13 protein-coding genes are annotated in these 15,430 nt (G+C 55.1%); all 13 read right to left on the bottom strand.

Features of this window, described 5'->3' with window-relative positions; genetic code table 11:
* Positions 1-23 precede the first annotated feature (23 nt).
* Positions 24-887, bottom strand: coding sequence for a hypothetical protein (locus AAC019_RS09865; protein ID WP_339898636.1), 864 nt, complete (start codon positions 885-887; stop codon positions 24-26).
* Positions 888-1,003: 116 nt separating this feature from the next.
* Entirely contained in the window at positions 1,004-1,933 is a 930-nt protein-coding gene (locus AAC019_RS09860; protein WP_339898635.1) for an AAA family ATPase, read from the bottom strand.
* A gap of 17 nt (positions 1,934-1,950) precedes the next feature.
* Positions 1,951-3,159: an O-succinylhomoserine sulfhydrylase gene (locus AAC019_RS09855; RefSeq protein WP_339898634.1), complete on the bottom strand. Its 1,209-nt coding sequence runs from the start codon at positions 3,157-3,159 to the stop codon at positions 1,951-1,953.
* Positions 3,160-3,190: 31 nt separating this feature from the next.
* Entirely contained in the window at positions 3,191-4,732 is a 1,542-nt protein-coding gene (gene purF / locus AAC019_RS09850; protein WP_339898633.1) for an amidophosphoribosyltransferase, read from the bottom strand.
* 30 nt (positions 4,733-4,762) lie between these two features.
* Positions 4,763-5,257 (bottom strand): CvpA family protein, encoded by a 495-nt coding sequence (locus tag AAC019_RS09845; protein WP_339898632.1) that lies wholly within the window; start codon positions 5,255-5,257, stop codon positions 4,763-4,765.
* A 69-nt stretch (positions 5,258-5,326) separates the two neighbouring features.
* The gene (locus AAC019_RS09840; protein ID WP_339898631.1) at positions 5,327-5,938 is read right to left on the bottom strand and encodes an SPOR domain-containing protein; all 612 of its coding nucleotides are present in this window, start codon (positions 5,936-5,938) and stop codon (positions 5,327-5,329) included.
* Entirely contained in the window at positions 5,935-7,260 is a 1,326-nt protein-coding gene (gene folC / locus AAC019_RS09835; protein ID WP_339898630.1) for a bifunctional tetrahydrofolate synthase/dihydrofolate synthase, read from the bottom strand. The genes AAC019_RS09840 and folC overlap by 4 nt, the downstream gene beginning before the upstream one ends.
* 137 nt (positions 7,261-7,397) lie before the next feature.
* Positions 7,398-8,288: an acetyl-CoA carboxylase, carboxyltransferase subunit beta gene (gene accD, locus AAC019_RS09830; RefSeq protein WP_339898629.1), complete on the bottom strand. Its 891-nt coding sequence runs from the start codon at positions 8,286-8,288 to the stop codon at positions 7,398-7,400.
* A gap of 51 nt (positions 8,289-8,339) precedes the next feature.
* Positions 8,340-9,149: a tryptophan synthase subunit alpha gene (gene trpA, locus AAC019_RS09825; protein WP_339898628.1), complete on the bottom strand. Its 810-nt coding sequence runs from the start codon at positions 9,147-9,149 to the stop codon at positions 8,340-8,342.
* A 25-nt stretch (positions 9,150-9,174) separates the two neighbouring features.
* Complete coding sequence (trpB, locus tag AAC019_RS09820; RefSeq protein WP_339898627.1) at positions 9,175-10,401, bottom strand: tryptophan synthase subunit beta; 1,227 nt, start codon at positions 10,399-10,401, stop codon at positions 9,175-9,177.
* A complete protein-coding gene (locus AAC019_RS09815; protein ID WP_339898626.1) occupies positions 10,394-11,059 on the bottom strand; it encodes a phosphoribosylanthranilate isomerase in 666 nt (221 codons plus the stop codon). Before AAC019_RS09815 ends, trpB begins: the two co-directional genes overlap by 8 nt.
* Before the next feature lie 75 nt (positions 11,060-11,134).
* Positions 11,135-12,034: a tRNA pseudouridine(38-40) synthase TruA gene (gene truA / locus AAC019_RS09810; RefSeq protein ID WP_339898625.1), complete on the bottom strand. Its 900-nt coding sequence runs from the start codon at positions 12,032-12,034 to the stop codon at positions 11,135-11,137.
* Positions 12,035-12,155: 121 nt separating this feature from the next.
* Complete coding sequence (locus AAC019_RS09805) at positions 12,156-15,269, bottom strand: FimV/HubP family polar landmark protein (protein WP_339898623.1); 3,114 nt, start codon at positions 15,267-15,269, stop codon at positions 12,156-12,158.
* Positions 15,270-15,430 lie beyond the last annotated feature (161 nt).

Below are 15,430 nucleotides of genomic sequence, written 5' to 3'. Positions count from 1 at the left end.
AGCAAAGAAGTATCGGCGAGCGGTTAAGCCGGACAGGCGAAGATATCAAACAGCTCACCCTCGATGCTATAGCAACAGCGCAGGCACTCTTGCCCGGCACTGTAGGCCACAGCCTCTTCGCCATCGATTTGTCGTATTGCCTGACCGCCCGAATCAGCCAACAGCAAATGCAACAAGCTGGCAAAGAATTGCGTCGGAGTCATTGGCGAGGGGATATCCCCGGCCCCCTCGAGCTCAGGATCTGCCAAAGACGGTAAATTAAGCGCACCTATCAGCTCGGCCCGATTGAGCAATCGGGCAATGCCCTCACCAACATCTGGCACCATAATGTTTAATCGGTGGTGTTGCGTCTGTATTTGCCAGGCCCAGACCGGAGCGTCGGTTACCGGCGAATGATCAGCGCAATCGGGTTTTACATGCAGGCCATACACTTTAAGCATATGCTGTGTCAGGGCAAAACTGAAGGTATCAACCTCGCTGGCAAACTGGCTGCGAGAGACCTGAGCGCCAAACAACTGCAAGTTACGCAGGTTCCAGTAATGGTAATCCGTCAATAAATTGGGCAGGTTGTTATCGCTTAAATAGCCGCATTTAACCAGCGCCTCGCCCAGCGTTAACTGCAGGGTCCGCTGCTCGGCGTGCAATGCCTCTAACGCGGCGCGGTTTATCCAGCCCAGGTTGACGACGATCTGGCTAAACAAAGCATCATTTTCACAGCCGGACAAAGGTAGCTTTTCCAGCTGCTGCTGACTGAGGACTCCAGCCATCAAAGCTCTTTGAGCCAGTGTTTGGTTGACTTCACTTTGCAGCGCCATTGCCTCACGCAACCGGGAGCCCGTTACAATGCCTTTTAGCAGTAAATATTGGCCAAAAAAGCTGGTTATCATGATGGCTCTCCGATCAACATCTGTTCTCCTGACGACTCAGCACTACTAAGGGTATAGGTGTTCTTAGGGTATTTGTCGACTGAAAATCTCATAAGTTTAGTGGCAGGTACACTCACTCAGGTAGCGGCGCCAGCGGTGATGACGTCAACACTCTCCAGCAGTTCACTAATCAAACGCTGCGCACTGCCGGTTATCTCGGCGCCGCTCACCCGATGCGCAATAACCGCCGGGGCCACCGCCTGTAAATCTTCCGGGATAACATAATCGCGCCCCGCCACATAGGCCCAGGCCTTCGCAGCCTGCAGCAGAGCCAGCGCGCCCCTGGGAGACAGACCGTGCCTAAAGCCCTGTTCGTAGCGCGTCGCATGCACCAGACGTTGCAGGTAGGCAATCAGCGAGTCGGACGCTTTTAGGCTCCGTACTTGCTTTTTTATCTCAGCCAATTGCGAGACAGTAATACACTGGGCGAGTGTGGGAATCGCCCGGCGCGGATCGCCACCACAGAAAATAATTCGCTCCGCCTCTGGGGACGGATACCCCAAACTAATACGCATTAAAAAGCGATCGAGTTGAGACTCAGGCAAAGGGAAGGTTCCCATTTGCGATTCGGGGTTTTGCGTGGCAATCACAAAAAAAGGCTGGGGCAAGGGCCGGGTTTTACCGTCAATACTGACCTGCTGCTCTTCCATAGCCTCAAGTAGCGCGCTCTGGGTTTTGGGTGTGGTGCGATTAATTTCATCCGCCAACAACACTTGAGTAAAAACCGGCCCGGGGTGAAAGGTAAACTGACTGGCACTGGTATCAAAGGTAGAGACACCGATAATGTCAGCAGGCAACATATCGCTGGTAAATTGTACCCGCTGATACTCTAGCCCCAACACCTTTGCCAGTGCGTGGGCGAGTGTGGTTTTGCCCATACCCGGCAAATCTTCAATCAGCAGATGACCGCCGGCCAGCAGGCAGGTTAATGCCAGCTTTACTTCGTGCTCTTTACCGAGAAGTACTTTACCTATTTCACGGCAAGCGGCATTAACATTATCTCGCATAATTGGGCTCTCAGGCGCTACGCGATAACCGCAAAACCACGGGCCAGGTCGGCTTTTAAATCATTCACATCTTCAAGCCCCACCGCCACGCGAATCAGGTTATCGGATATGCCCGCAGCAAGCTTTTGCTCATCACTTAAGCGGCCGTGCGTTGTCGTCGCTGGATGGACAATGGTGGTTTTGGCGTCGCCAAGGTTAGCCGTGAGCGACATAATCCGGGTTGCATTGATCAGCTGCCAGGCTTGTTCACGGCCACCTTTGACACAAAACGACAAAACACCACCAAAGCCGCGCTGTTGCCGCGCCGCCAATGCGTGCCCGGGGTGATCCGGCAAACCGGCATAGTAAACCTTCTCGACTTGAGGCTGCGCCAACAGCCACTCGGCCAGCGCTTGCGCATTTGCTGAGTGGGCATCCATACGCAGCCGCAACGTCTCCAGCCCCTTTAAAAACACCCAGGCGTTAAAAGCGCTCATGGTAGGGCCAGCACTGCGGATAAAGCCTAGCACCTCATCGACTAAATCCTTTGGCCCGGCCACCAGCCCACCCAAACAGCGGCCCTGACCGTCAATATACTTGGTGGCCGAGTGCACAATCAGGTCGGCGCCGAACTTAATCGGTTGCTGCAACGCGGGGGTGCAAAAACAATTATCCACCACAAACAAGGCGTCGTGCTCATGGGTTAAATCCGCCAAGCGCTGCAAATCGACAACATCACACAGCGGGTTAGACGGCGTCTCGACAAACACTAAACGAGTATCCGGCGTAAACGCCTCTTGCCAGGCGTTAAAGTCGATGGGGTCGACGAATGTGGTCGTCACGCCAAAGCGCGCCAGGTATTTGGTAAACAACACCGTTGTGGTGCCAAATACACTGCGCGAACAAACAATATGATCGCCAGACTTTAACAGCGCGATGCAGGTCGACAGAATAGCCGCCATACCCGATGCCGTGGCCACGGCACTCTCGGTGCCCTCCATGGCAGCGATGCGCTCTTCGAGGGTTCGTACGGTTGGATTGGTATAGCGCGAATAGACATTACCGGGCTCGTCACCACCAAAGCGGGCAGCGGCTTGCTCGGCGCTATCAAATACATAGCTTGAGGTCAGGTACAAAGCCTCGGAGTGCTCCCCTTCAGCACTGCGGCTCTGCCCTGCCCGCACGGCCAGGGTATCGATACCGGCCCCGGCCAGTGCCTGTTTACGCAACTCTTGTAAATCACTCATAACCGTTCCGCCGCTTACTGCTTATCCTGCGTTAGTGAATATGCAAATCTTCACTGTCATTATGTAGCCCTATCGGGCTTTCCTCTTCTTTTTCCCGCAACTCTTTTTTCTTTTTGGTTTTGCCTTCCTGACGTGCGGCTTCAATCTTGTCTAAATATTCTTTATCGACATCGCCGGTAATATAGCGACCATCGAACACAGCACAATCAAACTCTGATACGCCATCGGCACCTTCGGCCGACGCGGCCACCAGATCTTCCAGATCCTGATAAATCAGCCAGTCAGCACCAATCTCTTTGCAGACTTCGTCATGGCTGCGGCCGTGAGCAATTAACTCTTTGCTGGTGGGCATATCAATGCCGTACACGTTAGGGTAAATCACCGCCGGTGCGGCTGAGGCAAAATACACTTTTGCCGCTCCCGCCTCGCGGGCCATTTGGATAATTTGCTGGCAGGTAGTGCCACGCACAATCGAGTCATCCACCAGCAACACATTTTTGCCGCGAAACTCCAACTCGATGGGGTTGAGCTTTTGCCGCACGGATTTTTTGCGCATCTGCTGCCCAGGCATGATAAAAGTACGGCCAATGTAGCGGTTTTTAATCAAGCCTTCGCGAAACTTAACCCCGATTTTATAGGCCAACGCCTGGCCGGCAACCCGTGAGCTATCGGGAATTGGCACCACCACATCAATGTCGTGATCGGGCCGCTCGGCCATAATTTGCTCGGCGAGTTTTTCACCCTGGCGCAAACGCGCTTTATAAACAGACACGCCATCCATAATGGAGTCGGGACGGGCAAAATATACGTGCTCAAAAATACAGGGGCTTAGGCGAGTATTCTTGGCGCACTGTTTGCGATGTAACTCACCGTCAAAGGTAATATAGATGGCCTCGCCGGGGGCGACATCGCCAATTAAATCAAACCCAAGAACGTCGAGCGCGACACTCTCGGAGGCAACCATATACTCTTCACCTTTGTCGGTTTCACGCTTGCCGTACACCAACGGACGAATACCGTTAGGGTCTCGAAAGGCAACAATGCCATAACGGGCAATCAAGGCGACCACCGCGTAGCCACCACTGACACGCTTGTGCACACCCTCGACCGCAGCAAAAATATCGTCCTGATCCGGCACTAACTTACCCTGCAATTGCAGCTCGTGAGCAAACACATTCAGCAGAACTTCAGAGTCAGAATCTGTATTAACGTGGCGCAAATCTGTTTTAAACAACTCCTCGCTGAGGCTGTCGGCATTCACCAAGTTGCCGTTATGAGCCAGCGCAATGCCGTAGGGGGAGTTGACGTAAAAGGGCTGCGCCAACGCGGGGCCCGAGCTACCCGCGGTGGGGTAACGCACATGACCAATGCCCACATTACCCACCAGGCGCTGCATATGGCGGGTGCGAAATACATCGCGCACCAAGCCATTGGCCTTTTGCTGGGTCATTTTGCCACCTTGGCAAGTCATAATACCGGCTGCGTCCTGGCCGCGATGTTGGAGGATAGTCAGCGCATCATAAAGCTGCGTATTGACGTCGCGTTTACCCACTATACCAACAATACCGCACATATTTGCCTCACCTTCGTGTAATGCGAACCATTAAAAAAATGATGTAATCCATTCGAGCGCCTGATCGGTTGTGTCCCGGGCCCAGGCTTCAAATACTAAAAATCGGGGAATCAATACAGACTCTTGCCACCAAAGATCTTGATTTACAGGAACCAATGAGGGCAGCAGTATTACCGCGGCCAGCACTACCAGTGCACCGCGAACCAAGCCAAATACCATTCCAAACAGACGGTCGGTGCCGGACAGCCCGGTCATACGAACCAACTCGCCAATCAAATAATTCACCATGGCCCCTACGATTAACGTAGCGGCAAATAAAATCCCAAAAGCGGCCATAGCCCGCAGCGAAGGAGTAGGAATTAGATCGGTCATGAGAACCGCCAGGCGATCATCAAAGATCGAGGCAATAACAAAAGCCGCCACCCAGACTACCAGCGACAAAGCTTCTTTGACGAAACCTCGTTTTATGCTGATCAAGCAGGACACAGCCATAACGCCGACGATGGTCCAGTCTGCCCAGTTCATGGGTTCAGTGACTCCGGTTTTCAGAAGGCGCTGATTCTAACAGAGCAGCCCCTGCGGGCATACCCCAGCTCACGGTTTGAATGGCAACACCATAGAATTGACTTTAAACACAGGGTCTACCTCTTGCTTCACCTCTAGCGCCAGGGCCTTATCCAGTTTGGGGCCGATAAACACACGGCTCACCTCACCCTGAGAGGTTTGTGCCGAGCGCACATAAGCTTTATAGCCGCGCTCTTGCAAGCGTTTGCGCAGCGCCTGAGCCGATTCAGATGAGCGCAAGCTAGCCACCTGCACCATCCAGGCATCGGCCAGCAGCGAGGTATCAGCCTCCGGTTCAGGTGCGGGGATCACCTCCGGGGTTTGGGTGTCAGTGGCGGAAGATACGGCCTGCGCCGCTTCGCCCGCGCTGGATGACGAGCTAGCTATCTCCACATCTGAATCCAACAAGGGCTGCTCATTCTCGGGCAAAAACATGGTGCTGGGCTCGGGAGCCGCCGTCATCGCGGAGGCCGACTGCGGCTTATCAATGACTACCGGGGTGATATTGGGGCGAGGAGGGATTTGGCTTCGGGTATCGACTTGATAAGGAGCGTGCTGCTTAAAAAAGCCCGGCAAAAAAATCACGGCAATACCGGCCAGCACCAAAGCTCCGATCAAACGCTGTTTTAACCCGTTATTCACTTAGTCTCCCCAGCCAATTGTGCCACTATGTCTGGCGCTAATATAGCCATTGCGGCGGCCACGGTAAAGAAGGAACCAAACACCAGTAGCAGATCATCTTCGCTCAAGTCTGCTGCAGATAACCGCGCCAAGCCATCGGCCATATCGGGGCAGACCGAAACCTGCCCGCCGCTTTGAGCAATTATTGCCGCCAGAGTATCGACATCGGCCGCACGAGCGACATCCTCCAACCCTACGGCCAGCCAGTCATCGACCAGGGGCAGTAGAGGCTGCAACGCCCCCGCAATATCTTTATCAGCCATCATGGCAACCAGGGCAACAACCCGGCCCGGCGTATGTTGTCGCGCTACAACCTCTGCCAAATAGGCCGTCGCTGCAGGGTTATGCGCAACATCCAGCAACACGGGCGTCGCCCCATAGTGAAGCCGCTGCATACGACCGGGTAACTGCAGGCCACCCAACACATCGGCCAGCGTGAGCGATTCCACATCAACCCCAAGGGCACTAACGGCTTCTATGGCTGCCGCCACACTGGCCGTAACTAACGACACCGCCGGAAGTGCCAACGACTTGCTGCTCGCCACATCAAACAGGCGCCAAGACTCGGCGCTGGCATTAACGTTAGCGGCAGGCTGCGCCTCGCCGGCGGCATTTTGCACAATAAAGTCGCGCCCGATTAACCGCAAAGGTGCGCCGATATCGGCGGCGTATTGCAACAGCGAAGCCGGTGGATCACTATCGACACAAATAACCGGCTTACCCGCACGCATAATACCGGCTTTCTCGCGACCAATACTTTCTCGGTCACTACCCAGCCAGGCCTCGTGATCGATCGCAATGCTGGTAATCACCGCCACATCGGGGGCAATCACGTTCACCGCATCCAGGCGCCCGCCCAAACCGACCTCGAGCACCATAACATCAACGTTTTGCTGGCAAAAAAGCACCAGTGCAGCGAGCGTTCCAAACTCAAAATAAGTGAGAGAGACCTGAGCGCGAGCCGCATCTACCACCGCGAAGGCGCGACACATGTCAGCCTCACTAACGGCTTTACCGGCGATTCGAACTCGCTCGCAATAATGCATTATATGGGGGGACGTATAACTGCCAACACACCAGCCTGCTGCCATTAGTAAAGCACTGGCTGCGGTAACACAAGAGCCCTTACCGTTAGTTCCGGCCACAGTAATAACCGGTGGCAAATCGCCCAGCGGCAGGCGCTCAAGCACCTGCCGCACCCGATCAAGCCCCAGATCAATCTCGGTTGGGTGTGCTTGTTCAAGCCATGCGAGCCAGTCATCAAGTTGAGTAAAACCCATCATCAGGCGACCTCAACAGGCCATTAAAGCGGTAGTGGCAGCAAAAAAGCGCCCGGTTTGGGGCGCTTTTGGTAGGGCAGCGGTTAAGCACCGATGCCGTATCATAACAAAGGGGTAAAGCTCGCCAGCGCCTTGCGCCACTAGCTCACTTCCTCTTGTGGCTGAGCGGGCGCTGTACCCTGGAGAGTAAACTTTGCCAACAAGCCGGCAAGTTTATCGCGCATTTGCCCCCGATGAATGATCATGTCGATAGCGCCATGCTCGAGCAAAAACTCGGCGCGCTGAAACCCTGGCGGCAATTTTTGCCGAATGGTTTGCTCGATAATGGCGGGGCCGGCAAAACCGGCGCGCGAGCCTGGCTCCGCCGCGTTAATATCGCCCAGCAACGCCAGCGACGCAGACACACCGCCATAGACGGGATCGGTCATAATCGAGAAGTAAGGCGTCCCCTGCTGCTTTAAGCGCTCAATCACGGCGGAGGTTTTAGCCATCTGCATCAGTGAGATCAGCGCCTCTTGCATACGGGCACCACCGGTGGCCGAAAAACACACCAGCGGAATATTTTCTTCCAGGGCTATCTTGGCTGCGCGCGCAAAGCGCTCGCCCACAACATACCCCATCGAGCCGCCGTGAAAAGCAAACTCAAAGGCAACCGCCACAATAGGCATGCCTTTTAGCTCACCTTTCATGGCCACTAGCGCGTCTTTCTCGCCGGTGGTCTTTTGCGCCGTGCTCAAACGGTCTTTGTACTTTTTAACGTCTTTAAACTTGAGGCGATCAATTGGCTCGACGTCTGTGCCTATTTCCTGGCGACGATCTTCATCAAGAAAGATATCCAACCGACGGCGGGCACCGATGCGCATGTGATGGTCGCACTTTGGGCAGACGTCGAGGTTTTTTTCCAGCTCTGGGCGATACAAAACCGCAGAACATTTAACGCACTTTTTCCATAGACCTTCCGGGACTTTACTCGAGCCCTTCTTGCCATCAGCGCGTACAACACTGGGAACCAGTTTCTCTAGCCAACTCATGGTGGTATCTCTTAATTGGTTTGCTTTATCTTACAAGCGGGGGCGCGCTGCTTACAGGCTATCCAACCCCCGACGAATATCACTAATAATAGCACCGACTGCGTCGGCGATCTTGTCCGGCGATTGGCCCGCGTGTTTGCCCATAGCATCCACCAGGACACTGCCGATCACAACGCCGTCAGCCAGACGCGCCACCTTGGTCGCCGTTTCGGCATCTTTAATACCAAAGCCCACACACATAGGCAGCGAGGTCAGCGCACCAAATTCCTCGAGCTTGGCCTTAACAGCATCCACATCCAGGTGCCCGGCACCTGTCACGCCCTTAAGCGACACATAGTACAAAAACCCGCTGGCATTACTGGCCAAATGGCGAGCGCGCTCTGGGGCCGTGGTTGGCGCCAACAAAAAGATATTATCAATATCGCGCTCGGCCAATTCAGCTTTAAGCTCGCCCAGCTCTTCTGGTGGCAAATCGACGGTGAGCAAGCCATCAACACCCACTTGCGCGGCGCGCTCGGCAAAACGGCTATAGCCCATGCGCTCTACCGGGTTGGCGTAACCCATCAAGATAACCGGAGTCGTGGTATCGGTTTTGCGAAACTCAGCCACCAGATCGAGGGTGCCGCTCAAGCTTGTACCTGACTCCAGAGCCCGCTCGTGCCCGAGCTGGATAACCGGCCCTTCGGCCATCGGATCGGAAAAAGGCACGCCCAGCTCGATAATATCGGCCCCCGCCTCAACCATTTTGTGCATGGTGGGCAAGCTCGCCTCCGGGCACGGATCACCGTTAACAATATAGGCGACTAACGCCTTGCGGCCGCGGGCCTGCAAAGATTCAAACTGTTGACTGATTCGACTCATGAAAGTTTATCCAATTGCGTTTAGGTCACACCGTAATGCCGTCGATATCGGCTACCGTGAGAATATCTTTGTCGCCGCGACCGGACAGATTGACAATAATAATCTGATCTTTGGTCATGGTCGGTGCGAGTTTTGCCGCGTAAGCCAATGCGTGTGAGCTTTCGAGCGCCGGCATAATACCTTCCACCTTGGTGGTGCTGCGAAAAGCGTCCAACGCTTCATTGTCATTAATGGCGACGTAGTTAACCCGCCCCAGATCTTTTAACCACGCGTGCTCAGGGCCAACGCCCGGATAGTCGAGCCCCGCTGACACCGAGTGCGTCTCGATGATCTGACCGTTCTCGTCTTCCATTAAATAGGTGCGGTTGCCGTGTAGTACACCCGGAACGCCATCATTGAGCGGCGCCGCATGACGACCAGTCGCAACGCCATCGCCGCCGGCCTCAACGCCATACATGGCCACGGTCTCATCATCCAAAAACGGGTGAAACAGGCCAATGGCGTTAGAGCCACCACCCACGCAAGCAACCAGCGCATCGGGTAAGCGACCGGTACGCTCAAGACATTGAGCGCGCGCTTCGCGGCCAATAACCGCTTGAAAATCACGTACCAGCTGCGGGTATGGGTGCGGCCCGGCAACCGTACCAATGATATAAAACGTATCATCGACATTGGTGGCCCAGTCACGCATGGCCTCGTTCATGGCATCTTTTAGGGTTTTGGAGCCAGAAGTCACCGGAATCACCTCGGCGCCCAACAGCTTCATGCGGTACACGTTCAACGCCTGGCGGCGAACGTCCTCTGCCCCCATATACACCTGGCACTTAAGCCCTAATCGCGCGGCCACAGTGGCCGTCGCTACGCCGTGCTGACCTGCACCTGTCTCGGCGATAACACGGGTTTTACCGGTTTTTTTCGCCAGCAGAGCCTGCCCGATGGTGTTGTTAACTTTATGCGCACCCGTGTGGTTTAAATCTTCGCGCTTAAAATAAATTTGCGCCCCACCCAGCTCGCGGCTCATTCGCTCGGCATGGTAAAGCGGCGACGGGCGGCCGACGTAATGCGCCAGATCGCGATCAAACTCGGCCTGAAACTCGGCATCGTCTTTTAAGCTGCTGTAGATTTCTTGCAGCTCATCCAACGCATAGATCAAGGTCTCGGAGACAAAGCGTCCACCGAACTGGCCAAAGTGACCCTTCGCATCGGGAAACGCACTGTAATTAACCGCAGATTTCTGCTCTTTCTCACTCACAGTTCAACTCACCTTTCAGAGGTGCGCCATGGTTGGCGCTAGGATATTTGGCATTGGTAATAAATTGGGCCATTTTTGCGGCGTCTTTGATGCCCGGTGAGGCCTCGACACCACCACTGACATCTACACCATAACAACCTGTGGTGGCAATCGCCCGAGCGACATTGTCCGGCGTTAGGCCACCCGCCAAAACCACCGGGCGTGGGGCACTTGCCGGCACCCGCTGCCAGTCAAAGGTAGCCCCGGTACCACCGGGAACCCCAGCCTGATAAGCGTCCAGCAAAAAGCCCGCGGCGCCCGCAAAAGGCTGCATGGCGGCCTTGAGGTCTAAGTCCGGTCGCATTCTAATCGCTTTGAGATAAGGGCGTTCAAATTGTTCGCAAAAATCGGCAGATTCATCACCGTGAAACTGCAAAAGCTGCAGTGGCACTTCGCGCAGCACCTCGCAAACCCTTGCGGCCGAGGCGTTTACAAATAAGCCGGCCACCGTCACTAATGGGCCTGCGGCATAGGCAATATCGCGCGCGCAAGCAATATCAACAGCCCGACTGCTGGGCTCGTAAAACACCAGACCGATAGCATCCGCCCCGCTGGAAACGGCCTGCAGTGCATCGCCTACCCGGGTGATGCCACATATTTTTACGCGCGAAGAGTTCAAGCGGATTACCTATCATGCAATCAAAACCGGCTCGCTGCTGACGAGCGACCGCAAAGGGCTGAATACTAACAGATTTTATCCAATATTGCTGCAGCCCACTCGCTCAGCCAGCTGCCCAATCGGGTCGGCAATAAACAAAGGCCCGGGGCTCACCCGCGGTAAATCTAAGTGAGCCGGGTAATCGACCGAGGCCAAATACAAACCGTTGGGTCTGGCGGTAGCCGCCGCTGCCGCCCGCTCGCGCGCTTTAAGCACCTCGACCGGCCAGGTTATGGGCCTGGCACCACGGCCGACCTCTAACAACACGCCCACAATATTGCGCACCATATGATGCAAAAACGCATTCGCTTTAATCTCCAGCACAATAAGATCACCTCGGCGTGACAGGTGTATGTGCTCTACCAGCCGCACCGGGCTATGGGCTTGGCACTGAGCGGCACGGTAGGAGGTAAAATCATGCTCACCCACCAACCCTTGCGCCGCAACCGCCATCGCCTCGGCATCAAGCTTATGGCGCACCCAGGTTACCTGGTCGTGCAACAGCGCCGGGCGCGACTCACCATCACTTATTAAATAGCGGTAAGCGCGGGATCGGGCGCTAAACCGGGCGTGAAAACTGTTGCTTACAGCCCGAGCCCAACGCACCCCAACCCCCTCAGGCAAATGCGGCCTGGCACCTAACACCCACGCCTTTTCCGGGCGCACCGCCAAGGTATCAAAATGCACAACCTGAGCGGTAGCGTGCACACCGGCATCGGTACGCCCGGCACAAATCAAAGTAATTGGCTCGCAGGCAACTTTTGACAGGGCCTGATGCAAATACCCCTGCACCGTCGGTACGCCACCGGGCTGCACCTGAAAACCGTGAAAGTCGCGGCCGTTGTATTCAACACCCAGGGCAATACGCTGCATGCCTTCGGGCCAGGGCGTAGTGGGCGTGATTTCGCAGTTGCGGGTATAAAATCTTTCTTGCATAACTAAGCTCTAAGCGTAAGCACATTTAGGATGTGCGATGCGGAGGCGGCAAAACCTCACCCTACAAATAAAAAAGGCCCTGCGCACCTAGGTGGGCAAGGCCTTTAGAGCAGCTACAGAGTTAGCCTTGAGCCTTCTCCAACAAGCTGTTCGCCTCAGCTTTTTGCTCGTCGTTACCCTCTTCGGCCACTTCGGCGAGAATATCGCGAGCACCATCGAGATCACCCATATCGATATAAGCACGAGCCAGATCAAGCTTGGTGGTGACCTCGTCACTGTCGGTTAAAAAGTCGAGATCCTCATCGTCAACATCGCTGTCGTCATCGAGCTCAGCCAAACTGTCAAAGTCCGGAGCATCATCTAGCGCCGACTCATCAACGTCTAAGCCACCGAGCGCCTGATCAAAAGCATCGTCGTCATCCGCATCAAACGCTTCCGGCTCCGCCTGTGCTTGATCGGCACCAGCGTCCGCTAAGCTTTCCTTCGGGCTTTCAGAGTCTGCGTCATCAAGAGCCGCCATATCGGCGTCCATAGACTCCAAATCAAAATCGTCCATGGCCTTATCCAGATCAAAGTCATCTGCTTCGTCTTCAGCCAAATCGAGCGTTGGAACGTCATCTTCAGTGTCTGTTGAGGTTTCGTCGTCCAGCGCCACCGACGCACGCGGCTCACCGGCAGCCGACGGGCTGTACGGCTCTGGCTCGTCGTAAACCGGCGCTTCGTCTTCTTCGGGCTCCAGATCTAACGGTGTATCAAAGCTAAAATCTTCATCCAACAACGGCGCCTCATCGGTCAGGGATACGCCACCGTCAGTGTCAGTCTCCCCCGAGTCGTCGCTAATAGCATCGAGATCAAACTCCAAATCAGCCAACTCATCAGAGTCCAGCTGCTGAGGTGCCGCCACATCTTCCGGCGCCATAGGCTCCACATCATCGAGACTGAGCTCCAGATCATCCGCCGCATCCGGCTCAGCTTCCGGCGCGTCATCGAGTTCAAGGGATAAATCGTCAGTCGGCTCGCTGATATCGCTTTCGTCATCGAGATCTAAGTCAAACTCGAGCACATCGTCCTGCTCTTGTGCATCGCCTTCGTCAAACGACAGGTCATAACGGCTTGACGACTCGTCCAGCTCCAACTCATCGCTACCGGTAGGCGCCTCAAAGTCAGTAGATTCTGACGAATCGTCCAGCGTTGAGTCACCCAGCTCATCAGAGAGGTCGAAATCAAAGTCGTCATCCAGGTCAAGCTCCTGGCTGTCAGCCGCCTCTGACTCATCGTTAAGGTCAAAGGTTTGCGCAAAGTCGTCTTCACCCAAATCGTCTGCTGTAGCCGCCGCAGTGCCGGCTACAGCAGCCGGCAGGACAAACTCGGCAGCGCCCGGGAAGTGTTGCTCACGCAAGCTTTTTGCCCGCGCAATAGCATTCTGGTCGCCCTGCTCAGCGATAGCCGCAAAGCGTGCATCAAAGGCTTCCAGGTTATTACTTTCGCCATAAAGCTCAAGCAATTTGAGACTAATCGCTACCGAACCCGGCTCGCGCTCAAGCCCGGCCAGCAGCATTTCTTCGGCCTGGTCATATTTACCCAGCGCAATGTAAATGTCCGCCTCGCCAACTACGTCACCCGTTTCTGCCTCGACGGACGCATCACCATCATCATCCTTTTCGGTAAACAGCGGGTCTTCGGCCAACGGCTGCTCTTGCTCGGCGTCAGCTTGCTCAAACTCCGCCTCGCTCTCGTCATCCTCATAGGGAATCGGCTCGTCGTAGTCAGAGCTAAACTCGTCATCGTCACCGGCTTTTGAGCTCCGCTTACGCAGAGCAAATACAATCAACAACACAACGACAACCAGTGCCAAAACAATCCACAACAGATTGTTCATCACTTTGTCCATGAGCGTCGGCTCAGGTGCGCGACGTACTACTTTGGTCGTATTGCGATTGGGCTGTGCCTCTTCCGGCTTAGCCGCTTGCGCCCCGGTCTCAGCGGTTGTTTGTTCTGCAGGCTGTTTAGCATTTTGCTCAGGTTCAGCGCCACCGGCCTTAGCCGCAGCCGTTTTTGCAGCCGGTGCTTTATCGGCCGCCGCGGGGGTTTTCGCGATCGCTGAATCTTCAGCCGTGGTATCGGCACCCTCTTCCTGCTGCGCGGCTAACTCAAGAGCGCGCATTTGCTCGTTACTAACGGCAAGCAAGCGCTCCATGGTTTCAATTTGCTCTTCGAGGTCGCCCACGCGCGAGCGCAATTCAGAGTTTTCTCCACGGGTACGGGCCAGTTCGTCTTTAGCATCGGTCAGCTCACGGGAGAGCTCTTCACTACCGGCCGAACCGGCACCAGGGTTGCTGGTATCAGAGGCTTCATTGCTGCCTGACGCAAGGCGTACACGGCCACTTACCTCACTCGGTGCCGCGCGGTTATCGCGGGTGCGACCAGAGCCATCGAGCTGAGCGCCCATGGCATCGCCCGACCACTCACGGTTTTGCTCGGCAACACGGCTGATAGCCTGACGATTATTAAGATTGCGAATTTCACTCTCAGACGGGATGCGCAGCACCTGCCCTTTGCGCAGCAGGTTTATGTTATTGCGTATAAAAGCGTCTGGGTTGGCCTGCTGGATGGCCAGCATGGTTTGATGGATAGAGGCATTACCCGGACGATAATCGCGGGCGATTTCCCATAATGTATCGCTGGCTTTTACAGGACCGTAGACATCGCTCCCGGCAGTTTCAGCCGGTACGGCGCCGGATTCAGTGCGCTGCCGTACCGGCTCGCTCTTTGCGGGTCGACTGTTTGACTCGATCGGCGTCACACTGCCCTGCACCGGCGCAGCCGTTTCACCTGAGAAGGTCGGTAAGTCTAGCAGCAAAGTGTACTCGCGCATTACCCGACCGCTGGTCCAACGCATGTCGACCACAAAACTCAGGTACGGCTCGCGTACCGGGTCGCGACTGGTAACCGCCACAAACGGGCCATTGGGCCCATCGGCGACAACATTAAAACGCAATTGCGTGTAAAAGAACGAGCGCTCTAGCCCGACCTTTTCAAAATCCTCTTCTGTACCGAGCTTAATGACGATCTGCTCCGCACTGAGATCACCCAGATCTCGCAGACCGATATGAGCGTCCAGCGGCTGATTGAGAGACGAATTTAGCGATATGTCACCGAGCCCCAGCGCCAAAACAGAGCGCGAAACTAACAGTGATAAAACCCCAAGCAGTATTACCAGCTTACGAAGATGCATAGCATTTTCCTTTTATTGTCTCCCCCGGCCTCCTGACGACCACCCGCCATTGGACGTCCTGTCAGCCACAACACTGTGGCGCGGCATACCCGAAAATTGTTGTAATGAGGCTTTTCAACCTCGAATATTTCTTCACTAATAGCCGTAAGTATTCATTATAA

Source organism: uncultured Gilvimarinus sp. (assembly GCF_963975215.1).
Taxonomy (GTDB): Bacteria; Pseudomonadota; Gammaproteobacteria; order Pseudomonadales; family Cellvibrionaceae; genus Gilvimarinus.
The sequence above is the reverse complement of the archived record's forward strand: the minus strand, read 5'-3'. Positions and strand labels throughout refer to the sequence as shown.